Annotated in this window: 11 protein-coding genes; 9 read left to right on the top strand and 2 right to left on the bottom strand. The window is 47.0% G+C overall.

All coding sequences use genetic code 11. The features are described 5' to 3' along the window. The first annotated feature begins 40 nt into the window (after positions 1-40). From csx2 (SGRA_RS01910) to SGRA_RS01875, 7 genes are all read left to right on the top strand, one after another. The gene (csx2, locus tag SGRA_RS01910) at positions 41-1,264 is read left to right on the top strand and encodes a TIGR02221 family CRISPR-associated protein (protein WP_014373435.1); all 1,224 of its coding nucleotides are present in this window, start codon (positions 41-43) and stop codon (positions 1,262-1,264) included. A 53-nt stretch (positions 1,265-1,317) separates the two neighbouring features. Then, positions 1,318-1,836, top strand: a complete 519-nt coding sequence (locus SGRA_RS01905) for a hypothetical protein (protein WP_014373434.1) — start codon at positions 1,318-1,320, stop codon at positions 1,834-1,836. Between the two features lie 3 nt (positions 1,837-1,839). Next, the gene (gene csx2 / locus SGRA_RS01900) at positions 1,840-3,165 is read left to right on the top strand and encodes a TIGR02221 family CRISPR-associated protein (RefSeq protein ID WP_014373433.1); all 1,326 of its coding nucleotides are present in this window, start codon (positions 1,840-1,842) and stop codon (positions 3,163-3,165) included. A 315-nt stretch (positions 3,166-3,480) separates the two neighbouring features. Then, positions 3,481-4,597, top strand: a protein-coding gene (locus SGRA_RS01890; RefSeq protein ID WP_425358655.1) for an IS3 family transposase whose coding sequence is annotated in 2 segments (ribosomal slippage) — positions 3,481-3,765 and positions 3,767-4,597 — 1,116 coding nt in all. Because the reading frame shifts where the segments join, the coding sequence is not laid out codon by codon here. 237 nt (positions 4,598-4,834) lie between these two features. Further along, a complete protein-coding gene (locus SGRA_RS01885; protein ID WP_014373431.1) occupies positions 4,835-10,888 on the top strand; it encodes a T9SS type B sorting domain-containing protein in 6,054 nt (2,017 codons plus the stop codon). An 83-nt stretch (positions 10,889-10,971) separates the two neighbouring features. Continuing rightward, positions 10,972-12,495: a PorP/SprF family type IX secretion system membrane protein gene (locus SGRA_RS01880; protein ID WP_014373430.1), complete on the top strand. Its 1,524-nt coding sequence runs from the start codon at positions 10,972-10,974 to the stop codon at positions 12,493-12,495. 99 nt (positions 12,496-12,594) lie between these two features. After that, positions 12,595-13,413 (top strand): TPM domain-containing protein, encoded by an 819-nt coding sequence (locus SGRA_RS01875; RefSeq protein WP_014373429.1) that lies wholly within the window; start codon positions 12,595-12,597, stop codon positions 13,411-13,413. Positions 13,414-13,416: 3 nt separating this feature from the next. Here the strand turns inward: SGRA_RS01875 and recF are convergent, their stop codons facing one another. Together recF and SGRA_RS01865 are read right to left on the bottom strand one after the other, a co-directional pair. Then, on the bottom strand, positions 13,417-14,535 hold the full coding sequence (gene recF / locus SGRA_RS01870; RefSeq protein WP_014373428.1) for a DNA replication/repair protein RecF: 1,119 nt from the start codon (positions 14,533-14,535) through the stop codon (positions 13,417-13,419). Further along, the gene (locus SGRA_RS01865) at positions 14,536-16,053 is read right to left on the bottom strand and encodes an ABC transporter permease (protein ID WP_014373427.1); all 1,518 of its coding nucleotides are present in this window, start codon (positions 16,051-16,053) and stop codon (positions 14,536-14,538) included. It lies immediately after the preceding gene. A gap of 610 nt (positions 16,054-16,663) precedes the next feature. On the opposite strand from SGRA_RS01865, the gene SGRA_RS01855 reads away from it, so the two are divergent. Together SGRA_RS01855 and SGRA_RS01845 are read left to right on the top strand one after the other, a co-directional pair. Then, complete coding sequence (locus SGRA_RS01855; RefSeq protein WP_014373425.1) at positions 16,664-23,686, top strand: T9SS type A sorting domain-containing protein; 7,023 nt, start codon at positions 16,664-16,666, stop codon at positions 23,684-23,686. 607 nt (positions 23,687-24,293) lie between these two features. Continuing rightward, positions 24,294-25,259, top strand: a complete 966-nt coding sequence (locus SGRA_RS01845) for a tetratricopeptide repeat protein (RefSeq protein WP_014373422.1) — start codon at positions 24,294-24,296, stop codon at positions 25,257-25,259. Positions 25,260-26,005: the final 746 nt, after the last annotated feature.

The following is a 26,005-nucleotide window of genomic DNA, read 5'->3' as shown; positions in this document are numbered from 1 at the left end:
ACTGCCTTGGCCTTTATTTTTTACTTAAAAACTTGGAGATATGGGACGTAAGGTGTTGATTTCTTTTTTGGGAAAGGGAATTTTAGATAGAGATGCTCTAAATAGAGCTTATCTTAAGGCAACATATAAGATTGATGAAAAATCTTATGAAGGAGAAGAGTTTGTATCTTCTCCCCTATCAAAGCACTTTGCTATTGATACTAAGATTATTATTGGGACGATGGGCTCAATGTGGGATGCCTTGTATACGCATTATGCAAAAGAGTCAGATTGTTATGAGGAAAAAATTGATGAGAAATATTTAGAGATTTCAGAAAAAGCTGATTTTGATTCTGAACCGCAACAAGTATTTGCAGACTTAGAGAAGGCATTAGGTGTAGGCTCAAAAGTAATTCCTATTTATTGGGGATATAACGAGGTTCAAATGAAGCAAAATTTAGATATTATTATTAAAGGTGTTGATGGCACTTTGCAAGATGGAGACGAGCTCTATTTAGATATTACGCATGGGTTTAGATCAAGTGCTGTTTTTATAACCACTATTCTGAGCTACCTGAGAGAAGTTTCAACAAAGAATTTGAAAATTAAAGGTATGTTTTATGGGATGCTTGAAAGTGCTCGTTCTTTAAAACATGCACCTATCATCGATTTGGGATCAGTTGATAATATGTTAGAGTGGTCAAAAGCGGCATATAATTTTAAGAATCATGGCAATGGTCAATTGATCGCAGATTTATTAGAAAAAGATAATCAGCAGGTTCTTGCCCTAAAGATTCGAGAATTGACACAAGCAATACGATTATCTAGTGTTACACAAATTAAGGGACTTTTAGGACGGGTTCAAAAAGAAATGAATGACCTTTCTACTCAAGCACGCTTAATTTTGCCTCAGACATTTAAAGAGTTTAATGACATTATAACTAAATCAGGAAGTCAGGAATCTGCATTTCAGATTTTAATGGCGGAATGGTATGCCCAAAAAGACTTTTATGCTCAAGCTTATATTCTTCTTGTAGAGGCCGCTGTTACATATATTTGTGAGCAAAATGAGGTTGAGGATATTGCATCAGAAAATAGTCGGAGAGATGCAAAAAATCAAGCTTATGGGCATAGAGAGTTTAATCGAAATCAATTATTTAAGACCATCAACAATGTCCGTAAAGATATTGCCCATGCTTCTATTGGTGGCCGGAATTCATTTACTGCCGATATTCGAGATTTAGAAAGCCGGATAAATAGATATAAGGCAATTATTTTAAAGTAAATAATTTCCCTATCTTCAACCATACAAGTATTGAAACACATAAAAATACCACTATGGCGAAGAAATACATCAGCTACAACGAAGAGCTAGCCAGAAAGCTACAAAAGAAGTTTGGCCTTAAAGAGACAACGATTCGGGTATGGAAACACCGCCAAGGGATCCCCGAGCGATATGCCGACCCCAACTACCAGCCCCGAACCGTTGCCTCTAAAAGCCAGCTCAAAAATTGTCGCCATTTTTTGGCCCTCAGCTTTATCAATCGTAGCCAGTTTGAGGGGATTCCCGCCCATACCCTCAACGATTTTATGAACTCCGATAAGCATAACACCCTGGCCCTATTACAGGCCGAACAACTGCTCAACCATCGGAAATTCATCAAAAAAGAACTCAAAAAAATTATTCATAAACAAGACGGCGATGCCCTAGCGGCTATCCTCCAACTCCCCTTTATTCGCCCCACGATTCTGCTCGCTAGCCATTATGCTAGCCTGCGCCATCGCTTCGATAAGCTGAAAAATGAGGATTGGGAGACCATCAAACCCCTACTGCAAGCCGCCTTGGACCAACTTTAATCAATGAATCAGAAGAAAAAGGTTTTTATCTCGTTTTTGGGGTATTCTGCATACCGAAAAGTAACTTATCAATTTGAAAATACAGCTGTATATGGCGCTGAAAAACAGTCTAGCCACTATGCGTCAAGAGCAATTCTTGAGCTAAATATATTGAAGAACTGGGACCCTGAGATAGATGAAATTTACTTTTTTACAACAGAAATGGCCAAGACTCATTGCTTTGATAAACGTGTTGCAAAAATAAATTATGATGATTTAACGCAGAATATTTATGCTTCTGAAAATGAAGAGGGGGGAATTGGTGAAACTCTTGCACTTCTAAAGGAAGAAGGTAAAATAGGTCACTTTGAGGCCGTAACTATTCCTGATGGCTTTACTGAATCTGAAATGTGGGAAATATTCAAAGCGATAGAAGAAAAAGTAGATTCAAACTCAGAACTCTATATGGATGTCACTAATGGCTATCGCTTTTTACCCATGTTGGCATTAAGTCTCATTAACTACCTCGCCTCCGTTAAGGATTGTATCCCTAAAGGACTTTTCTATGGTAATTTTGAGGCAGGAAGAGGGAAAAGTATAACCCCTATTCAAGTGCTAAATAACATCATTGAATTAGGACAATGGACCGACGCCGTAGAAATGTTCACTAAGGCCTCTTACCCCGATGAATTGGCCAATCTGATTAAAAAAGAAAATCCCAAATTAGCTAGTGATGTACAAAAAGTTGCAGACGCTATATTAAACTGTCGTGGACATCAACTAACTCAAGAAGTTGATATTGACAGAATCAAGAATGATATCAATAACTTGGATGGAGATGAGCAGATTAGTCACCAACTTCGCCCTATCTTAAAGAAAATTGATGATAAATTAAGTACACTGGGCAACTCAACAACTCTAAAAGGTTTTCATGCTGTAGAATGGTGTATCGAGCATAATATGGTGCAACAAGGTTATACGTTTCTATTAGAAACAACAATTAGCTGGTTAATCGAGGAGACAGAAGGTACTCGCTATATCAATAGAGAAGACTATAGAGAAATTGCAAACGGAGTTTTAAATAAAATTAGTGCAAATCGCCTTCAGCTCAGATCTTCTAGGAGAAATAGCAACTTATCAGAAGATGAGGTCAAAGAAATCGCTAGAAGAATGGAAGGAACTATTGCTCCAAATAGGTTTCACCTAACGTCTAATTATAAAAAAATGACAGGAGCAGGTAAGCGAAATGATATTAACCACTGTGGATATAAGAATAATTATGCTACAGTTGGAGCACTTAAAAGAGATTTGAAAAACATTAGTGATGCAATTATTAACATTGTTTCATAACTAACCTCATCTGGGGCTGCCCCTCGCTTCGCTCGGGTCGCTCCCTTCCGGGCTCGCAAGTCTGCTCGGCCCTGCGGCGCCAAAGGCGCCTAGGTCTGGCCTTCGGCCCCCCTACAGGCAGCTCAGCCTGCGGCGGCTTCGCCGCCTGCAAAACCGCAAAAAGCGCATGGAAATCTCTTTCCTTGCGCTTTTTTTATGTCCCAAATACACTTTTTCTTTTATGCCTTGCCCTTACCCCCAAAATTAGGACAGTAGTTTAAGGTGGAAAAACGCAAGAAAAAAAGTCGTATAATGAAGCACTAAATTACAAAAGAGATGAGAAAGAAGCGCCGTAATTTCAGTTCTAAATTTAAGGCAAAAGTAGCCTTAGAAGCGCTAAAAGAGCAATTGACCTTGGCAGAATTAGCGACAAAATATGAGCTACATGCAAATCAAATATCGGCCTGGAAGAAAGAACTTTTGGCCAATAGTTTTTTGCTTTATGAAAAAAAGCGAGGGCCCAAAGTGGATGCTGATGAAGAAAAAGAAGCCCGTTTATATGAGCAAATAGGCAAGTTGCAGTTTGAGCTAGACTGGCTTAAAAAAAAATATAGAGGAATGTGATGAAGCTTTAAGACTGAGCCAAATAGCAGTATTAGAAGGACTTAGCATAGCTCGGCAATGTGAGTTAATGTCGGTTTCCCGATCAAAATACTACTATCAAGCTGTGGGCGAAAGTGCAGAAAACTTAAAGCTGATGCGTAAAATTGACGAGTTTCATCTGTCACATCCAGAATGGGGCTACCCTAGGATGACCGAGTATTTAAGGGCCTCAGGCTTGACTTGTAACAAAAAACGAGTTGCTCGCTTGATGAAAAAGATGAATATTCGATCTGTTTTACCTAAGCCAAACACCTCATTATCAGCTAAAAGCCATAAGAAATACCCTTATTTACTTCGAGGCCTAAAAGTGAGCCGTTCAAATGAAGTTTGGGCAACTGACATTACTTATATTCCTATGCAAGCGGGTTTTATGTACTTAACCGTTGTCATGGATTGGTATAGTCGATATGTTTTGAGCTGGCGGATTTCGAACAGCATGGATAAGCGATTTTGTCTAGAGGCTCTGGACGAAGCTTGGAAATGGGGGCAGCCAGAAATATTTAATTCTGATCAAGGAGCCCAATTTACTTCTCTAGAATTTACGTCTGAGTTGCTCAACAGAGGAATTAAGATCAGCATGGATGGAAAAGGCCGCGCCTTAGATAATGTGTTTGTAGAAAGATTATGGTGGTCCGTAAAATATGAGCATATTTATTTGAGAGCTTATGAAAATGGTTTAGATTTACACAAAGGACTTAAAGAGTATTTTAATTATTATAACAATCACAGGCTTCATAGTTCTTTAGGATATAAAACTCCTCAAGATATTTTTCTTCAGCATCTTCTCTAGGGAGGGGAGCTAGCTCCCCTCCCTGAAGAACCTCCACCTTAAACTAAGGGACTTTCTGTTTAAGCATTGGGGTAGGCGCACCTTGGCCAAAAATATAATGTTTCCAAAATATAGAGGATCAAAAATACCGTACTATAGAATTTCCTACGGCTATTAGTTACAAACTATTTTATTTTCTCAATTAAAGCCGCTATATTTAATTTTGTCTTAATAAATTTTTAACAGAATAAAACCTCTATGAAGAAAATGACTACACTGGGCTTGCTCTTACTGACGAGCCTGTTTTTTTCCTCTCTACTCTCCGCTCAATGCGCCTACATTTATGTAGATCCCGCAGGAACAGCTCTGGGAGATGGCTCAGAGGCTAACCCTATGGACCTGCAAACGGCCCTAGATGAAGCCTGCCTCCAAAATCGAAAACATATCCGACTGCTAGCCGGTACCTACAATCTATCCGATAAAATGGTGCTCGATTGCGATGGACTGATTATCGACGGAGATTGGGAAGTCCTCAATGGCGTAGGCCGAAAGAATTCTAGCCTAGCCACAACAATCAATATTAACTCGCCTCTAGAAACCGCTCCCTATGATGGAGCCACAGGAACCCTGGTGGGCTATCATATCGGTATCGAAGCCATTAACTTTAATGACTTCCAAATCCTAGACCTAGAGATTAACGTCAAAAATGGTGGCGCCGCAGGTACCGTCTCTGGCACAACCGGCAACCGCGGAAACTCGGTCTATGGCTTCTATTTTCGCAATGCCAATAACTGGCATATCGAAAGAGTAGTCATGAATACAGGACAAGCTAGCCGAGGAACAAATGGTACCCAAGGCGCTGCCGGAGCTAATGGTGTCGCTGGCGGTACCGGAACAGAAGCTAAGTGTGATGACGATTGTACCACAAACCGCGGTGGACGTGGTGGCTCTGGCGGAGGTGGCGCCTCTGGTGCCCCTACCAATATCGATGGAAGTTGCCGCAATGCTGGTCAAGTAGGAAGCAACGGTACCGCAGCCACAGGCCGCAACGGTGGTGGCGGTGGCTCTGGTGGAACCGGTGGCGCAGAAGATAATCGAGGGGCCCGTGGTGGCGCTGGTGCTGCCGGTGGTGGTGGCGCTGGCGGAACCTTTGGCGCTGGCTCTACTGGTTTTAATACCACAAACGGAGATGGAACTTGTAGCCAAGTAAATGCCCAGTCAGGCGCCCCCGGCCAAAATGGCACTAACGGAACTAATGGCGCCGCTTCGCCTATCTCTAATACCTTCGACCTCTTCTGGCTGCCCGCTGGCCAAGGAGCTACGGGTACTGCTGGTACCGGTGGTGGTGGCGGCGGTGGCGGCGGCGGCGGCGGTGGCCAAGGTTGCTTCTTTTGTACTGACGGTACTGGCGGCGCAGGCGGCGGCGGCGGTGGCGGTGGCCAAGGGGCCCTAGGCGGCACTGGCGGTTGGGGCTCTGGTAGCTCTTTTGGCCTCTATGCCTACGCAAGTAATGGCTCTAGCAATAACCTGAGCCTAAACCCAGCTGCTGCCGCTGCTGGTGGTACTGGCGGTGCCGCAGGTCTTGGCGGTAACGGTGGCGCAGGCGGCCTACTCGGCGGATCTAGTGGCGGCCTATTTAACTGCTCTACCTGTGAAGTAGGCGTCGGTGGACTCGGTGGCCGTGGCGGAAATGGCGGAAATGGCGGTCGCGGTGGCGATGGCGCTGATGGACGTTCTGAGACGGTCCGTAGTGTTAACGGAAGCGCTCTTACGGCAACGACTTCTGCAGGTATTACCCAAATTATTACCGCTCAACCTCTAGAAGGTTGTACCAATTCTGAAATCCTTATTACTAAGGATGGCGGTACTTGGTCTTTGCCCGCAGGCGCTAGCTTTATCAATGACCTAAATAGTACCACTTCTAGCTATGACAATAGCTCGGCGACCGCAATTATTAGCTATACAGCTACAGGTCCACAAAGCACAGGCCTTAATGGCACCGCTTACGATGCCATGGTCCAAATGAATACCAACCGAGCTTTACCCGCTTTTGCCTCTTCTATGCTGACCGATCTCTGTGAAGGAGAAACCTTCTTTATGAGTAGCTCGGCCCTAGGTGTAGAGTATCAATGGATTATTTTTGAGGCGGGAACCAATGTAAATACTCCCGTAGCAGCTTTTACCACTCAGGTGGCTAGCTGGATGCCCCCAAGCTTAGGAACAGTAACCAATTATAGCGTTCGACTGCGTGTGCGCACAGAATGCTGCGGCTGGTCCGCTCCCAATTATTTCGATTTTACGGTCAGAGATGCCGCTCCAGCCCCTACGGCTACTGGCGCCACGATCTGTGCCGGAGAAACAGCAACTATCTCGGCTACCGCTATCAATGGCGGAACACTGAGCTGGTATGAGGATCCCCTAGGCCAAATTCTACTGCAAACAGGCCCCGGCCCAGTAGATAATTATACCACTGATCCCCTTAGCCAAAATACGGTCTTCTATGTGAGCGAAGGCGCAGCCACTTGCCCTGGCGGAATCACTTCCGTTTCTGTGCAAGTAGAGCCACTTCCCGCTCAACCCGCCGCTGCGGATGTAGAGGTCTGCGCAGGTGCCGACGCTATCCTAAACGCTACAGGTTCTGGTACCGGCGACCTCGTTTTCTACGATGCTAGCCAAACTGAAATCGCCCGCCAAGCTATGAGCTTAACGGCACCTAATACTAGCTATAATCTAGGCGCTCTGACGGCTGGAAGCTATACTTATTATGTGGCAGAGGATAATGGAAACTGTGTTTCTCCTCTCCGCCTAATTGCTGTTACTGTAAATGCCCTGCCCGCTAGCCCCACCACGACTGGCGCAACTATCTGTGCTGGCGAAAACGCTACCGTAAATGCCACAGGCAATAGTATCGCTTGGTATGCCGATGCCGCTTTGACAAACCAGTTGGGCGCAGGCAATAGCTATAATACCGCTAGCTTGAACAGCAGCACGGACTATTTTGCCGTAACGACTTCGGCCCAAGGCTGTTTGTCTTTGCCCGCTACGGCTACTGTAACGGTAGAGGCTTTGCCCGCTGCACCCACGGCCACAGGCGTAACGATTTGCGCTGGCGAAACAGCTAGCCTTAATGCTACAGGCGGAACAGGTACGCTCAATTGGTATGCAGATCCCGCTGGATCTAGCTTGCTTGCTAGTGGTCCTAGCTTTACGACCGCAGCCCTTAACCAAAATACCACTTATTATGTGGGCGAAACTTCTAGTTCTGCCCAAGCTTGTGAAGGTCCATTGACTGCGGTAACAGTAACCGTAAATGCTCGTCCTTCTACGCCTTCTGTAAGTGCTCAGGATGTTTGTGATGGAGAGGATGTGATTCTCAATGCTACGGGTTCTGGTACTGGCGATTTGGTGTTCTACGATGCCAGCCAAACAGAAATTGGTCGCCAAACGATGACGGCTGGAAACGCCACGCAAACGCTAAATGCTGGCCCCTTTGCCGTAGGTAATTATAGTTTTTATGTGGCCGAGGATGATGGCCTTTGTACTTCTCCTTTGCAGCTGGTTGGCTTGGCTGTAAATGCCCTGCCCGCTAGCCCCGCCACAACTGGCGCGACTATTTGCGCTGGCGAAACCGCCACCGTTATGGCTACTGGCAGCAATATTAGCTGGTATGCAGATGCCGCTCTAACGAACCAATTGGGCGCAGGCAATAGCTATAATACAGCTAGCTTGAACAGCAGCACGGACTATTTTGCCGTAACAACTTCGGCCCAAGCTTGTGTTTCTTTGCCCGCTACGGCTACTGTAACGGTAGAGGCTTTGCCCGCCGCACCTATAGCCACAGGCGCAACGATTTGCGCTGGCGAAACGGCTAGCCTTAACGCTACAGGCGGAACAGGCACGCTCAATTGGTTTGCAGACCCCGCTGGATCTAGCTTGCTCGCTAGCGGTCCAAACTTTACGACCGCAGCCCTTAACCAAAATACTACTTATTATGTGGGCGAAACTTCTAGTTCTGCCCAAGCTTGTGAAGGTCCATTGACTGCGGTAACAGTCACCGTAAATGCTCGTCCTTCTACGCCTTCTGTAAGTGCTCAGGATGTTTGTGATGGAGAGGATGTGATTCTCAATGCTACCGGTTCTGGTACTGGCGATTTGGTGTTCTACGATGCCAGCCAAACAGAAATTGGCCGCCAAACGATGACGGCTGGAAACGCCACGCAAACGCTAAATGCTGGCCCCTTTGCCGTAGGTAATTATAGCTTTTATGTGGCCGAGGATGATGGCGTTTGTACTTCTCCTTTGCAGGTAGTTGGCTTGGCTGTAAATGCCCTGCCCGCTAGCCCCGCCACAACTGGCGCGACAATTTGTGCTGGCGAAACGGCTACTGTTTCGGCAACTGGAAACAATATTAGCTGGTATGCCGATGCTGCTCTAACGAACCAGGTTGGCGCTGGCAATAGCTACAATACGCCCGCATTGACGAGCAATACTACTTTTTATGCTGTAGAAACGAATGCTAATGGCTGTACTTCTTTGGCCGCCGCTACTTTGGTTACTGTAAATGCACCGCCCGCAGCGCCCAGCGCAACAAATGTAACCATTTGCCAAGGCGAAAGCGCTACCTTTAATGCTACAGGAACAGGCGCCATTTCTTGGTATGCCGATGCGGCTGGAAGCATGTTGTTGGCCCTAGGGAATAGCTATACAACGGCCAATTTGCAACAGTCTACTACTTATTATATGCAGGCGGTGAATGCCAATGGCTGTGCCTCTGCATTTACGCCCGTTACGGCTATTGTGAGCCCTTTGCCTTTGGCCCCCGCAGCTTCTGCGGCAAGCATCTGTGAAGGCGATGATTTGATCATCACGGCCTTGGGTTCTGGTACTGGCGATTTGGTTTTCTATGATAATAACCAACTAGAGATCAACCGCTTTAGTATGACTGCAGGAAATAATAGCGCTAGCTATAATGCAGGTGCTTTGGCTGCAGGCAACTACAATTTCTTTGTTCGAGAAGAAAATGCAGGTTGTAGCTCGGCACCCACGGCTGTTTTGGCCAATGTTCAGGCGAGCCCTGCCGCTCCTACGGCCTTTAACGATAGCCCTGCTTGCGAAGGCGAAGAGGCTTTCTTGCAGGCCAATAGTAGCGCTGGCGCTACTTACAGCTGGACCGGTCCCAACGGATTTGTATCGAGTAACCAAACGATCCAATTGACCGATCTGACTCCCGCTCAGGCTGGATTTTACTATGTACAGGCTTTTGTAGGCGGTTGTGCCTCTGCCTTTGATTCTACCGAACTACAGGTTTTGGCCGCTCCTCAGTTAGTGGGCCCGATTAGTAGTAATGCGCCCCTTTGCGAGGATGAAACCCTCAATTTGGGAATCAATGCACAGATGGGCTGGAGCTATGCCTGGACAGGTCCCAATGGCTTTACGGCCAACCAAGCCAGCATCAGTATTCCAGAGGTGAGCGAAGTAGATCATCAAGGGTTTTATACGGTAGTGGCTACCGATAATGTGACGGGCTGCCAATCGGCTCCTTTGGCCACTTTGGTCCAAATTAACCGCCTACCACAGCCCGGTATGGCCTTTAGCAATAGCCCGATTTGTATTGGCCAAGACCTTCAGTTGTCGGTGCCTGCCGTCCTTAATGCTAGCTATAGCTGGACCGGTCCCAACGGCTTTAGCTCTACAGATCGTACGCCCGAAATTACAGAGGCAACCGCCGATGCCGCTGGCGTTTATACGGTCCTAGTGACCGTAGATAACTGTAGTAGCTTGCTAGAAGTAGAGGTAGAAGTGAATACTTTGCCCAATACCAGCATCATCGCCGATACCACTATTGAGGAGGGCGAAATGCTCCAACTATACGCTACAGGCGGTATCCTCTACCAATGGAGCCCCGCCGATTATCTCAGCTCTAATGCTACGCCTACCCCTGTTTTCTCTGGCGCTCCTGTTGGTGTATATACCTATAATGTGAGCATTCAGGATGCTACAGGCTGTGCCGCTACCGAAAAGGTCGAAATTGAGGTGACTCCTCGTACCGATTTGGTGGTGGTAGATCTCTTTACGCCCAATAATGACGGAATTAACGATTATTGGCGGATTGATTTTCTCCAGAACTTTGAGCCTTACACGATTCAGGTCTTCTCTCGAGGTGGGCTAGAGGTGTTCCGCTCTACGGCTTACAATAATGATTGGGATGGCAGGCACTATAAAACGGGCCAAAAGCTTCCAGAAGGCACTTATTATTATGTAATCCAAGCCAACTTTAAGGAGTTTACTGGAGCAGTGACCATTAAGCGTTAATTTTTGTTTTTTGGGGCCTCCGCAGCTTGCTGCGGAGGCCCCAAAAAACATTATTTTAAAGGACAATAGAAATCTAACTATAGATGAAAGGAATTTATAAACTAGGGCTTTCTCTGCTGATGGCATTGGGCCTACAAACGGCCGAGGCACAGCAGTTGCCGGTTTTTGGCCATTATATTTACAACCCCTACCTCTATAATCCGGCACGGACAGGGGACCAAGGTTTGGGGAGCCTGAACCTGAATATCAAGCGGCAGTGGACCAGCCTGCCTTATGCGCCGCTTACCGCTGCTTTTTCCGCTGAAGCGCCTATCCAGAATAAGAAAATGGGCCTAGGGGGCATGCTGTATACCGACCAAACGCATATTATTCGGAAGGTGGGTGGTTTGGCCTCTTATGCCTATCATATTCCCTTTTCGGAGGATGGTAGCCATGGCTTGTCGGCAGGTTTGTCGCTGGGTTTGGTCAACCAACGCTTTGATTTTCAATCGGCAGATGTAGAAGATCAAAACGATCCCGAAATTTTGGGCGACCAAGCTCAGGGAACCGCTTTTGACTTTAATATGGGCCTAAATTATCGCTGGAAAAAGCTAAATATCGGCTTGTCGATGCTACAAGGACTCAATAACCAAATTCGCTTTTTGGATGCCCTAGAAAGAGAGGTCAGCTATGTGAATACCCGCCATTTTATGGCTTCTGCAGGCTATGAATTTGCCTTGGGAGAGCAGAAAAAATTCTTTATTCGCCCAGTAGTTATGAGCCGAATTGTGCCCGGCTTGCCCCTGCAAGTAGAAGGGAACCTGCTTTTTGGTTGGAAACAACTGCTTTGGGGCGGCTTTGCTTATCGTTCTAGCAATAATGAAACCGCTACTTCGGCCATTATTGCTACGGTTGGTGTGAATGTGCAAAAGCAAATGTTTTTTGCCTATAGCTTTGAGATGGGAGCCGATGCCAGCCTAAATAACGCCCTAGGCAATCAGCATGAGTTTATGTTGGCTTATCGCTTTAAGGAGCGGAAGCAGAAAAACGAAAAACTCGAAAGCGAAATCGAGAAAATGAAATCTCGTGAGCTCGATATGTTGCAGCGTATGGACCAGCAAGGAAAAGGCCTAGACAGTCTGCGTCAAGCACAGGCTGCAGCTGCAGCCGAGAAAGCCAGCATGCAAGAGCAGATCAAGCAACAAGCCAGCCTACTTACTGAACAGCAAAGAGTGATGGCCAAAAACAAAAAGGATATTGAGGAGCTTCGTCAAGCCATCAAGGAGCAACCTATGATGTATGATAGACTGGGCTCCATTTACTTTAAGCAAGGGCAGGCGCAACTTACTGGCGAAGAAAAAGCCAAGCTAGAGGCCCTAAAGCAAATCTTTGCCGATCAGCCCAAAGCGATGCTTTATCTCTTTGGAAATGCAAGCACCGATGGCGATCCCGCCAAAAATCTCAAGCTCTCCAATGAGCGTTGTATTGTGGTGCGCAAATATTTGATCAATTTGGGCCTAGACCCCATGCGCATTATGGTTTTGCCCATGGGAGAAGACAACAGCCTAAAAGGCGATGATCAGGTAAATCCCAATGACCGTCGGGTAGACCTCATTCTGTCTGAATAGGCCAAGGGCGCGCCCTTAATTTTTGGGCCAGTAGTGGAAAACTCCGCTACTGGCCTTTTTTTCTGCTCAATTGAGTATTTTAGCTAAAACCAATTTGCTATGTCTATTTTTCGCCTACTCCTATTCTTTCTCCTTTTTTCGGCCAGCCTTTTGGCCCAATATCCCGCCGCCCCAGATCCCATTGCTTATGTGACAGATTTAGGCGATTTTTTGACAGAAGAAGAGGAGCTCAATTTGTCTAGGGTGTTACTCAATCAATACCGAGAAAAGGGCCAAGTTCAGCTTGTGGTGGTTACGGTTCCCGATTTGGGGGGCCAAACTGTAGAACAGTATGCCCAAGGCCTAGCCGAAAGCTGGGGCATTGGCGAAAAAGACTGGAATAATGGGGTTTTGCTGCTTGTTAGCCGAGCCGAGCGAAAGGTCCGCATTGAGTTGGGCTATGGCATGGAGGGCCAAATTACGGACCTAGCAGCGAAAAGAATTATTGATAAACAAATTGTGCCCAAACTACAAGAAGCTGCCTACTACGATGCAATTTATGATGGAAGCCTAGCCATTGTCTCCTCGGTAGAAAAGCATTTTTTGCGAAAAGAAAAACGGGCCAAAGACCTAGAATATGCCCAAGAAAATGAAGCCATGCACAAACGGCTTCGGCAAAGAGAACGCCTCTATCGCAGCCTAATCTTTGGCGGCTTGGGGCTATTGGTCTTGCTGCTGGTTTATTTTGGGACCAAAGGTAAGGGCTCGGACAGTAGGGACCGAAATTATGGTTCCTCTTCTAAGGGCTCTTCCTATTCTTCCTCCTCTAGCTATAGCGATTATTCGGATTACTCCGACTATTCTGACTATTCCGATTATTCGGATAGTAGCTTTGGTGGCGGAAGTTTTGGCGGGGGCGGGGCTAGTGGAGATTGGTAGATCTTAGTCTTCTTTTATGGCCCCATTTTCAATCAAAAATAGCTTGAAATCGACTGCTTTAGGTAGCTTTTGCAGCAGCTCTAGCAGGCGGTTTTCATGGGCATCGCTAATAAAGACCTGCCCAAAGGCTGGGCCCATCAAAAGCTCGAGCAATTGGCCCAACCGCTGCGCATCTAGCTTATCAAAAATATCGTCGAGCAATAGAATGGGCAGCTTTTGGCTACTGTCCTTTAGGGCCTGATATTGGGCCAATTTAAGGGCCAATAAATAGGATTTGAGCTGCCCTTGAGAGGCAAATTGCTTGAGGGTTTGCCCCTTCATCCCAAAGACTAAATCATCCTTATGTGGCCCTACCGTCGAGCGCTGAAACTGTATGTCTTTGCGCCGATTTTCTCGCAAGAGCTCCGCAAAATCCTGCTCCAAAAGGGAAGAGCTATAGCGCAAACTCACTTCCTCTTGCCCCTTAGATAATTGCGCATAAACTTGCTGAAAAACGGGCTGCAGCTCGGCAATAAATTTTTTTCGGGCCGAAACAATGGCCTGAGCTGGCCCCAATAACTGCTGCTCATAGCTGTCGAGCAAAATGGGGTCGGGCTGGGCGGGATAATCTACCGATTTGAGTAGGGCGTTTCTTTGCTTGATGAGCTTGTTGTATTGCATCAATTGATGCAGATAGTTAGGCGACTCCTGACTCAAACTCAGGTCCATAAAACGACGCCTTAATTCGCTGCCCTCCAAGATGAGTTTATTGTCGTCGGGAGCAATGATGACCAAAGGATAACGCCCAACATGATCGGCCAAACGCTCATAGGGCAGGCGGTTGCGCTCAAATGTTTTTCGCTTGCCCTTGGCCGCCTTCACCACAATTTCTTCGCTTTCTTCTCCTCGCTCAAATTGGGCCTGTAGGCGAAAAAAATCTGCTTCAAAACCAATCAAATAGCGGTCTCTACTCACAAAGTTGCTTTTGCCCAAACACAACAAATGTATGGCATCCAGCAAGTTGGTTTTGCCCATGCCGTTTTGGCCCAAAATACAATTTAGCTTGGGCGAAAATTCAAATTGACTATCCCTATAATTTTTAAAGCCCTGCAAGCGCAGGGCTTTGAGCTGTTGGCTACGCATCTAGTTTTCCGATAAGGTCTTAGAAATATCTTGACTGTAGGCTTGTATGGCCGGAATAATACTGGCCAGAGTCCCCAAGCCCAAAACGGCAAAAAAGAGCCAAGTTTCTCCCGCCAAAATGCGCCAAGGGTCTACACTATAGCGGTAGGTTTCTTCTATATAACCCGCCAAAATACCCATGCCCAAATGACTAATCAAGAGGCCAAAGAGGGCCCCAAAGAGGGCCACCAAAATGCCCTCCAATAAAAGCATGACCAATAGCTGTCCCGCCGAAGCGCCCATGCTGCGCATTAAGGCCAATTCATATTTGCGCTCCTTGATCGAGTTGTATAAAGAGATGAACATGCTCAAGGCCGAAATAATAATGATGATGGCCGCCAAATAGTAAAGCAGCTGCGCCCCCATCCCCATATTGTCCATCAAGCGACGCAATTCAAAGGCGGGTACGGCATAACCGAGCTCTTCCAAACCTTCGGTTTCATCAATGATTTTAGGCAACATGGTAGAGGCCATAGCCGAGGTTTTTCCCTCCGAATCTTTGGCGTAGCGAATCAATACGGCCGTGATTTCTTTGCCCTCTTCGGAAATTGGGGCCAGTTCTGCTGTATGCTCATGTCCATGATCATGTCCTTCATGGCTGTGTTCATGCTCTTCATGATTATGCTCGGCTTCCCCATGATCATGTCCTTCATGGCTGTGTTCATGCCCTTCATGATTATGCTCGGCTTCCCCATGATCATGTCCTTCATGGCTGTGTTCATGCCCTTCATGATTATGCTCGGCTTCCCCATGATCATGTCCTTCATGGCTGTGTTCATGCTCTTCATGATTATGCTCGGCCTCCCCATGATCATGCCCTTCATGACTGTGTTCTTCGCCTTCTTCATGCTCATGATCATGGCTTTCGTGCACCCGCCAAACGGAGGCCACATTGGTCAAAATCAGCTGGTCCAAAACGGTTTGATTGGCCTTGAAAATGCCCACTACGGTATAAGCATACTCTTCATGCACATGCATGCTTTCGCTTTCTAGACCGTGGGCCCCAAAAAAGGTATCGCCAATTTTGAGCCCTAGTTTTTTGGCCACTTTGGCGCCTAGGGTTACCTCCAAATCTTGGCTAAATAGCTTTCCTTCGGCCAATTGGGCTTTATAATGTTGGCCCAGTTGCTCGTCGGTCCCTACAATCCGAAAGCCTTCATAGCTATCGCCTAGGGCCAGGGGAATGGCCGCCTCAATAAAGGGGTTTTTTTTCATCCAACGGACCTTGGCCAAGGGTATGTTTCCCGTGGGCACATCAATATGATAAACCGAAGACAAGATCATTTGCAGCGGGCTCCCTTTGGCCCCCACCACCATATTGATGCCCTCAATATTTTTATACAGTCGCTCTTCCATCTGCTGGTTGAGCAGCAGCAGCAAACTGCTTAGCCCTACGCCCAGGGCCACCAAAACCAAGCTCAGGCCCGTATTCAATGGGCGGCTCAATAGACTCTTCCAAGAAATCTTAAATATGTTCATAAACTAAAGTAGAGGGTTGCTAATGTTTTTTTGGGGCTGCCCCAGCCTGCGGCTGGGTCGGGCTGTTTCGCAGCTCGCTATTCGCTCGGCCCTTCGGCGCAAAGCGCCTCGGTCTGGCCCTAGGGGCCACTGCTGTCCATCCCTCAGCCTGCGGCGGCTTCGCCGCCTGCTAGACGCAAGTAAAAAACGCAATTTTTAAGGAAGTTCAAAGCCTTCAGCCCTAAATAACGACCAAGAGCTAGCCCTAAAGGACCAAAAGACCCAGCGGCCGCAGCCGCAAGCTCAAACTCTAGCCCCTCTGTTGAGCGGCCACAACAAGGCTGCAAGCCGCAGTTCGACGACCGAAGGGAGTAACCGATGTGAAGGGGGCCGCAGCCGCCAGCCCAAACTCTAGCCCCGCTGTTGAGCGGCCTAGCGATGTGAAAGGGGGCGGCGAAGCCGCAGACCAAGGCCGTCAGGCCGCAGGGCCGAGCAGACCTGCGAGCCCTGAAACGTAGCGCCCGCCGAAGGCGGGAGGCCCCAAAAAATAACTATAAAAAATACAAAATACTTGCGTTAACGAACAGGGTTGCATAACTTAGGTGTATGTTTAAAGTTAAAACCTCAATTTATGCGTAATTATTTACTGTATTTCTTCTTTCTCTTGCCCTTGGGACTTTGGGGGCAGGCTTGGCCCGCCAGCTCTTTTCCTCTTTCGGGGAGCAGTTATCGGCTTTGTCAGGGCAGTGTGTTGTTTGTTCTTCCTGCGGGGGGGAGTTTATATTTTCAGGGCCAGCATTTGGGCAGTGCGCCTGCTTTGGGGGCCGATAGTTTGCAGTTGCATCAGCCGGGCGCCTATTTATATATAGATAGTTTGGGCCAGCCCCTATTTTTTGAGCTTTTGTCTAGACGGCAGCAGCCTGATCCCTTGTTTTTTGGGCCGCTTTGTCAGTTAGATGCTCGGGCCCAGCAGCCGCCTTTTTTTCGCTATAGCTATGCCTTGGTCGACAGTCTGCCCGACCTCCGCCTGCGGCTCTATGCGGGCAGTCAGCTTTTAGAAAACCGCCTGCTGCCTCATGCGGGGCCAGGCCTTCATCAGGATAGTTTTTTGCTTTCTTTGTCCAGCAGCAGCCCTCAGCTTCAGCTTTGGCTCTCTTGGGAAAGCTGCGGGGGCCGCGACTCTATCGGCCGAGTCCTCCCCAATTATCAATCGCCCTTTGGGGGCTGGCAACTGCCGACTAGCTACGCCCTAGGCGATGATTCTCTCTATACTCCAGCGCTTTATAGCTTGCTAGATACGGGCTGGCAGAGCCAATTGCAATTGGGGCAGCAGCCCTTGGGCCTCTTGCAACAAGACTATTATTATCCGCAATGGGCCGGCCAAGATAGCCTGCTGCTCTATATAAAAAAAGCAGGCTGCCGCTATAGTTACGACAGCCTGCTGAATATTGAACCTGCCCCCAGCTTTGCTTGGCAAAATTTAGAAATTGGGGCGGCAGTAGGAGAGGCCTGTGTGGGGGATAGTCTGCGCTTTTATTGGGCCAATTTGCGGGCGGTTCCGGCCCAGATTTTATTGCGGCAACTTAATGGGGATAGTCTGCTTATTCCTTTAGATAGTTCGCATTTGCAGGCGGGATCTATAGCCTACAAAGCGGGGCAAAATTGGCGGTCGGCCAGCGTTTACTTATTGGATACGGCTGGGCAATATTTATTAGAAGCTCCGTCGATTTTGATGCCTGATGTTAATTTGGCTTTTAGTCCATTAAAGACACCTATTTGTGCCAATGACCGCTTATTGATTTATGCTCAGCCCTCGGGCGGGACCTTTTCTGCGGAGCAATTGGACACCCTAGGCGGGCGGTCGGGCAGTTGGCAGCCCAATTTTGCTTTGGTAGATGGAGACACCTTAAAGGCGGATGAATTTATTTTTTCGGATCCCAATCTAAATTATGGTCGGGCCAGTATTCGGCTGACCTACAGTTATTTGCCGACATATAGTAATCAGCAGTTTTGTTCGGACAGTATTCGTTTAGCTGTAGAATATCCAATTATAGACAATCGCTTGAGTTCGGCTTTTTTGCCTCCGCAATTAGTGGGCGAAAATATTTGTTTGGGAGATATTTTGCAGGACCTTCGTCCAGCGCCACAAACTGCTTATTTTAGCGATTTAGACAGCAGTTTTTCGGGAACCTATGTACAGACTTATGGGAATACGGACTCCTTTTTGGTCCATTTGTCGGGTAGTGGGGAATATCCCGTAAATCTAGAATTGTCATCTTCTGGTTGTCAATCAGAAATAGCGTTAAACTTATTTATTCAGCCAGAAGCTAGTATTCCTGATTTGCCCAGCGTTATTTGTACGGGGGCAGATACCGTTGTTTTTCATCGGGATAGTTTGTTTGCCTATTCGGATTGGTCCAGAGACACTATTTTGAGGCGAAATTGTGTGCAAATTAGTGCATCTTCAGCTGGCAGTTTGTTTAATCGGAGTACAGGAGCTGTTATTTACGATTGTCAGAATGTGCCTAGTGTCTTACGCAGCCGTAAGCGCAATGAGTTGATTAGCGTGGCGGCTTATTCGGACCAAGGCACCTTTAGTTTAAATGATATTTTGTCTGGAAGAGCTCCTATTGCTGGAGCTATAAATGCGCCTAATGCCTATAATGGGCAACCGGAGGATTTCTATTTGAATATGGGGGCGATTAACAACTTTTTGGCCTCCTCAAATGACAGTTCTTGTTATGTGGCCATGTTATTTAGGAGCATAGAAGAGCGGCAATATTTTAATGAGGAGGGGACGGCTTTGGATACGAGTCGGCAACCAACATATGATAGCAGTTATTTTGCAGCTATACAGTATGTAGAATTTGTGGATGTGGCCAATATTGGGATCATCGATAGCTTACTAGACCCTACTTATTGTTATAACCAGCAGGCTTTTTCCTTGGCGGTACAGCCTGCTTATGAAACAGGCTTTTCTAGAGTGAGTATTCGACCTTTAGGTGGAGCTACAGGAATTAGCTTAGTGGATGACATCATCGATATTTCGGGGGAGCCCTACTTTCAGGACAGCGTAGATAGAGAATATATTGTTCGTTATGAGTACAACAAATACTATGGTTGTCAGTCGGGTTTGCAGGAAGACACCTTTAAGGTGATTGCGCCCTTGCATTTAGATTTTACTGGTCCACAAACTAATAATACCTATTGCGAAAATAGCCAAGAGGTCTATTTGAATGCTTATCCTACGGCCAATATGGGTTTATCTGCTCAGTTTGTTGGGCCAGGTATGGGTTATTTAAATAATGGTCAGCCGGCGCCATTGGCCAATACTTTTTCGCCTGTTTTGGCCGATACGGGTCAGCATACGATCAGCTATATTTTTACAGATTTGGCGGCTTGTGAGCACCGTATAGACAAAAGTTTTCGGGTACAGGCTGCGCCTGTAGTCCGTTTGCAAACTTTGGCGGGATCGCAAGACTTTTGTGCCAATGATACGGCTGTTGCTTTAGTGGGGCAGCCTTTTGGTGGGCAGTATTTTGGTCCAACTATTTTAGGCGATAGCTTATTTCATCCCAATCAGGCCTATTTACTAGATAGTGCAGCGGCTTCGGGTGGGGTACAGCTTTGGTATAGCTATAGTGATAGTTTGGGCTGTCGGACTACTGATAGTTTAGTCTTATCTATTTATCCTCTGCCTACTCCAGAAATACTAAACTTAGCTCCTGCTTACTGTGCCAATGCTTCAGCTGTTTTATTGCAGGGGGGCGATCGTTCGGGCAATTTGGGGCAGGGGCAGTTTTTGGGGAGAGCTTTGACCAATAATGTCTATCGTCCTCAATTGGCAACAGCTCCTCAAGATACCGTTTATTATAGTCGGACAAATCAGTACGGATGCCAGCGAGAAATTATGCAATTGGTCCAAATAGATTCTGTGCCTCAGCCGCAGATTTTGCAGTTGGATAGTCAGTATTGCTTGGCCGAGCCATCTTTTGTTTTGCAAGGGCAGCCACAGGCTGGACCCAATGAGCAGGCTACATTTACGGGGGCTGGAGTCAATTTTATCAATGGCCAATTTCGCTTTTCTGCTCAGCAAGCGGCAAATACAGCGGGTATTTTACAGCCAATAGCACTTACTTACAGCTTTGTAGATAGTCGAGGTTGTCAGGGCCAAAATCAAGTGCACACCTTGGTCAATCCATTGCCTCAAGCACAATTCAGTTTGGCTTCGGCCTATTGTGTAGATGCAGAAGCAGATACCTTGTCTAATAGGGTACAAATGCAGCAGTATGCCCAAGCTTATTTTCAAGCTGCAGGTATACAGGATAGTAGTTTGGGTATTTTTTCTCCTGCTTTGGCGGCTCAGCAAGCAGGTTTTGGTTTGCAGCAGGTTCAGTTTTTTGTACAGGATAGTAATGGTTGTCAAAACAGCAGCACAGAGAGTTATATCTTAAATGATTTGCCTATAATCAATATTACGGGCTTGCCTGCTGCGCTTTGTAATCAAGGGGCAGAGGTAGATATTAGAGCTTTTCCTGCTGGCAGTATTGGAAGTCAAGCTCAGTATAGCCATAATTTCCCAATGGCCAGTTTTCAGATTCGTTCTGCTTTGCAGGCAGAAGCCAGTTTGAGTCCATCTCTTCTGGCTCCTCAGGCTTATTTTTTAGCCTATGCCTATACCGATGCCAATGGTTGCCAGAATCAGGATACGGTTTTTACTACTGTTTTTGCTCGACCGCAGGCCCAAATACAAGGGTTGGATACTAGCTATTGTGAGCAAGAGGATAGTATTTATATGCAAGGAAACTCCATTTATGGCCAGTTTTCGGGCCCGGGGGTTTTGCAAAATAGCAATATCTTTATTCCTGCTCGAGCTGCAGCTGGAAACCATCTAATTAGCTATTTAGTAGAAGAGCTACATTTGTTTCCTACAGCTCAAGATAGCCTGATCTGTAGTGATCTGGCCCAAACCCAAGTTCAGGTTCGGCCCAAGCCCAGACCCACTCTATTGCAACCTACGGCAAATAGTAGCTTCTGTCTGACTAGCCCTAGTGAGCAACTTATTGGGGGAATTCAAAACACGGCTTTGCTACTAGATGCCAACTATACTGGCAATGGCCTACGGCCCGAATATCTGCAAAGAGTAGATACGATGACCGTAAATGGCCAAACCGTTAATGTCATTGTTTTAGATACCATTTATCATTTTGATCCCGCTCTGGCTGGAGTAGGCCTGCATGAACTACAGTTTAGCGCAAGCAATGTTTTCGGTTGCCTAGATTCTGTTAGCCATTTGGTGCAGGTATTGGCTACCCCCAGCCCCAGCTTTGCCCTAGACAGCCAGTTTTGTGAGTCGGCTCCCCGCCAAATTCTATCGGCTAGCCCAGCAGGGGGGATTTTCTTTCTCAATGGCGATACGCTATTGCAAAATGAATATCAACCCAATTCATTGTATCCTCAGCAGCCACTGAGTCAAAATCAGCAAGATACACTGGTCTATCTAGTCAGCAACAGTAGTTGTGAGGCTAGCGATACGCAGTTTGTTACTGTTTTTCCCAATCCTCAGGTTAGTTTTAGCTTGGACCAAAATGTAGATGCTTTTTGTCTAGGCCAAAATGATAGTTTGCTTTTGCTTCCCCAACCTTTGGGCGGTCAATTCTACGGCAATGGGCTGGCTTTTGGGCAGTCTTTATTCTTGGCCGACAATGCCGGTTTGGGCGAGCATATTATTCGCTATGAGTATACGGATAGCCAGGGCTGTCAGGGGTTTTACTGGGATACTCTGAGGGTATTTAGCCAGCCAGAATTAGCACTGGATGCATCTGGGGGCTGTTTGAATGATGCTTATTTGTTTTGGAATAACCGTTCTTTGGGCCTAGGGGGCCTCTTTCAGAATCAGGTTTTTGATAGTATCAGTCAGGCTTATTGGCAGATAGGCGGGGGCGCAGCTATTGCGGCTAGCTTATCGGCTCCCTTCGAGCTGGACAGTCTGTCCTATCAGTTTACGCAAGCGGGCAGTTATTGGGCCAGTCTAACCGTCGAAAATCAGGGCGTTTGTTTGGCCAAGGATAGTATTCTAATACAGGCCTCGCCTAATGTTCAGCCTACTGCGCAACTCCCTTATGCAGAAGACTTTAATCAGGATGATGGCCAATGGCTAGCCGAAAGTCAAGCGGGTTATCCCGATAGTTTATGGGAGTGGGGCTTGGCCCAAGGTCAGCGAATCAACAGCCTACAAGATAGCGCCCATTTATCGCTTTGGGCCAGTCGTTTGTCTGCTCCCTATCCCGCCAATCAGAGTGCTTGGGTCTATAGCCCTTGCTTTGATTTGAGCCTTTTGGACCGCCCGATGCTCAGCCTCGATATTTTTGATGATACCGATGCGGGCAATGATGGAACCGTCATTGAGTTTTACGACCCTCAACTCGCACTTTGGCGGCCTTTGGGCGATTTAGGGCAGGGCCTAAATTGGTACAATGAGGACATTATTGCGGGCCGCCCTGGCGAGCAGCAGCTGGCCCCCAGAGGCTGGTCGGGCTCAGGTGCAGGCTGGCAAACAGCTCGCTATGCCCTAGATAGTTTTCGACAGCAGTCTTTTCGCTTTCGGATTGCCTTTGGGGCCTTGGGCGTGAGCCCCACGGCCTATGAAGGCTTTGCCTTTGACAATATATTTTTGGGCAATCGCCGCAAAAAGGTTTTGCTAGAGTACTTTTCCAATTTGGGGCAGGCTGATTTGGGGGCGGCTTATACGCATCTCAATCAGTTGGTTTATCAGCCGCCTTTGGTGCATGATTTGGTCCTCCTACAGTACAATACGGATTTCCCTAGCTACGACCCTTTTTACGCCCAAAACATGGCGGATCCTTCTGCGCGTTTGTTGTTTTATGGCCTATCGGAGGCGGGGAAATTGGTCCTCAATGGTCGCCGTTTTAGCCAGTCGGCTCCCTTGGCCCTACAACTGCAGGCTATGGATTTGGAGAAAGATCGCTTAGCCGATCCGCTGATGGATATAGAGGGGCAGTCTTTTATTCGGGCCAATGAGATAGAGCTGCAGCTCTCGCTAGAGGCTTTGGACAATTGGCAGCAGGCCAACCTCAAGCTTTATGTCGCCTTGGTCGAGGATTCGCTTTTTTATGATAATGGCCAGCCTTTGCATGCTTTTGTGCGCAAACTTTTGCCCGATGCAGCGGGTACAGAGCTGCCCGAAAACCTGGCTGCGGGACAGTCGCTAAACTATAGCTTTAGCCAGCCTTTATCGCCAGATTGGCAGCCGCAGCAGCTACAATGGGTGGCCTTTGTTCAAGAGCAAACCGCCGATAGTAGCTTTATTCATCAGGTCTATAGCAGCCGAGATATTTCTATTTATTTGGGCCAAGAAGAAGCCCCCGAAGAGGCTGTTGCGCCTCAGTTATCGCTTTTTCCCAACCCCAATATTGGGCAGTTTCAGTTGTTGTTGGAGCAGCCCGCGCTTCAGGCCGGAAGCTGGCAGTTGTACAGCCTTTTGGGCCAAACTATAGCTACTGGAAACTGGGCCCAAGGCCAAAAAGAACAGCAGATAATTATGCCGCAAACGGCTTTGGCTGGAACCTATATCTTGCGCTTGCAAATAGGCGATTGGCTGCTACAAAAGAAGGTCGTTTTTAGAGGGAATTAGGATTTGGGGCCTCCGCTGCGGCTTCGCCTTGCGGCGCTACGTTGCGGGGCTCGCTGCTCGCTCGGCCCTGCGCAGGCTGCGCCCGCTAGGTCTGGCCTTCGGCCACCCCTGCACATCGCTAGGCCGCTCAGCTGTCTTTTTTCTTTTGGCTTTCTTCTTCGGCGGCTGGGCGGTTTGGGGCCCATGGACTAAATCCCTTGTTTGCTGTTTATTATAACTCATTATGGGCCGATGGTTTTACCTTTGGCCCATTTTATTTCGCTGGGTTTATCTCTAAAAGTAGATATATCCATCTTAGCCAACTGCTTACCCTTCAAAGTTGAAAAAACTACCCCCTTAAACTTGAATAGCTGTTTAGTTTATGGCAAAAATGCAGTTCGCCTAAAATTTTTTAAAAAAACTTAAAAATAAAGTTCACAAAATGAACTTAGGTGACATTAAAGCATAAGTCGCTGTTTTAGTAGATGACCGACTTTAATAAAATGTTTTAACAGCTATGCCAAGAGTGGAGGCGCAAGTTGAAAATGGTTTTAATTGGAGGGCGTAGTTTTCCCAAAAGATTTTTTCCCAAACTCATGCTCTAGCTAGCATGGGGCAAAAAGACAGCATGAAAAAAAATGAGACCTTATTAACCGAACTATTTGAGCTAGATGAGCTGACGGCTTGTCAGGAATTAGCCGAAAAATTAATGGCTGCAGGAGCAAAAAGCTCGGCGCCATATTATTATTGGGTAAAGGTGGAATTAGAAAAAGAATCACCTAACTATTTGAATTCCAAGCGTTGTTTGCAGCTGGGCCAAAAGCGTTCTGCCGAAAAAGGGCCGCTGTATTTTTTATTTGGCCAATTGATGGAAGAAGAGGGGCGCTATGATTTGGCGCTTCATTATTATGAGCAGGGGCAGGGCGATGAACAGGCCGATTTGGCCCAAGCCAAGTTACTTTTTTTGTTGGAAGAAGATCTGCCCAAGGCCAAAATTTTACTCGAGAATTTGGCGATCCCCACCGCAGAAAGCTGCTATTTTTTGGCGGCCATTGCCTTGGAAGAAGGCGAATATCTGCAGGGAATTTCCCTCTTATCGCCAATTTGTAACACCGAATTTGAGGAGGACTGTTTTGAGCTGCTTTGCCGCTTGTATATTGCTTTTGGAGAGGGCGAAAAAGCGCTTCCCTATTTAAAAACCTTGACCGAAAAGGCGGCAGATCCGATCGGCTATATGTCGGAATATGCGCAGCTTTTGCAGGACTTAAAACAAGATTTGGCGGCGGCCCAGGCTTGGTGCAGCTACCACAATAGCTTGCAGTTGCCTCAGATGAGTCAGGACCGCATTTTTCTGGAAAAGGCCCAAGATTTTTATGCTTTGGGTTTGCATGAGGGGGCACTCTTTTTTTGCGAGCAGGCCAATCGCCATCAGTTGAGTGTGGAAGGCCTGCGGATGCAGACAAAATTGTATAAAGTGACTGGCGCTCTGGACAAAGTAGAAGATTGTCTGCAGGAGATGGCGCAATTTTATCCGGGAATGGATATCGCGGCTTTTAGCAGCAGTATGGAAAAAAATAATCCAGAGGATGAGTAGCCTAAATAACTAGACATAAAGCTAACCAAACTAAACAACCTAATTTTTTAACAAAAACACAATTTCTATGAAAAATTACACTGAAGATCCTGATCCAGATCAGGACACCCCACCCAATCCCCCTGCGCAATAAGCGGGCGGAAGAGGAGAAGAAGCTTGGCTTTTTCTCCTTTTTTTTTTGGCCTCCCGCTTTGGGCGGACGGTTACTCCCGTTGGTCGTCGAAGACGCCCTAAAGGGCTTGTTGTGGCCGTTTGGCCTTCGGTCATGGCGACGAAGCTGCCTGCCATTGATCGCCTAGGGACAGTCCTGGCTGGTTTTGTTTTTTTAGGGTTTATTAGTCCCTCAACTTTTTCTTGGTCCTTTTGAAAAAGGGGGAGAAAGAGTCTTTTAGTGGCTGGGCAGTTTTGCGCCGATGGGCTGAAGCTTAATGGAAAGCTACAAGTAGGAAAAGCGAACAAGGACTTTCTCCGTCAGTTCGCTCAAGTCAGCAAGGGGCTGTTGAAAAAGGACAGTTGCCCTAAAAATGCCAAAATAAAATTTTGAGCAGTATAGATTTTCTCCAAAAACGACCTTGAATAGACTCTTTTTAGGGCTAAAAATGCCTTTATCCGCCTACCATTTTTTATTTGTAGAACAATATTTTGAGTCGAAGAAGTGAATTTGACTTCTTCAACAGCCCCTGGTAAGCATAGCCGCTTATTAGTCCCTCAGCTTTTTCTCGTTAGTTTGGAAGAGAGGGAGGGAA

It is taken from the genome of Saprospira grandis str. Lewin, assembly GCF_000250635.1.
GTDB lineage: Bacteria > Bacteroidota > Bacteroidia > Chitinophagales > Saprospiraceae > Saprospira > Saprospira grandis.
This window is presented reverse-complemented; position numbering and strand designations above follow the sequence as displayed.

Excerpts from the sequence above, each read along its gene's own strand:
- csx2 (WP_014373435.1), top strand. The coding sequence starts at position 41 with ATGGGACGTAAGGTGTTGATTTCTTTTTTGGGAAAGGGAATTTTAGAT.
- SGRA_RS01905 (WP_014373434.1), top strand. The coding sequence starts at position 1,318 with ATGGCGAAGAAATACATCAGCTACAACGAAGAGCTAGCCAGAAAGCTA.
- csx2 (WP_014373433.1), top strand. The coding sequence starts at position 1,840 with ATGAATCAGAAGAAAAAGGTTTTTATCTCGTTTTTGGGGTATTCTGCA.
- SGRA_RS01885 (WP_014373431.1), top strand. The coding sequence starts at position 4,835 with ATGAAGAAAATGACTACACTGGGCTTGCTCTTACTGACGAGCCTGTTT.
- SGRA_RS01880 (WP_014373430.1), top strand. The coding sequence starts at position 10,972 with ATGAAAGGAATTTATAAACTAGGGCTTTCTCTGCTGATGGCATTGGGC.
- SGRA_RS01875 (WP_014373429.1), top strand. The coding sequence starts at position 12,595 with ATGTCTATTTTTCGCCTACTCCTATTCTTTCTCCTTTTTTCGGCCAGC.
- recF (WP_014373428.1), bottom strand. The coding sequence starts at position 14,535 with ATGCGTAGCCAACAGCTCAAAGCCCTGCGCTTGCAGGGCTTTAAAAAT.
- SGRA_RS01865 (WP_014373427.1), bottom strand. The coding sequence starts at position 16,053 with ATGAACATATTTAAGATTTCTTGGAAGAGTCTATTGAGCCGCCCATTG.
- SGRA_RS01855 (WP_014373425.1), top strand. The coding sequence starts at position 16,664 with ATGCGTAATTATTTACTGTATTTCTTCTTTCTCTTGCCCTTGGGACTT.
- SGRA_RS01845 (WP_014373422.1), top strand. The coding sequence starts at position 24,294 with ATGAAAAAAAATGAGACCTTATTAACCGAACTATTTGAGCTAGATGAG.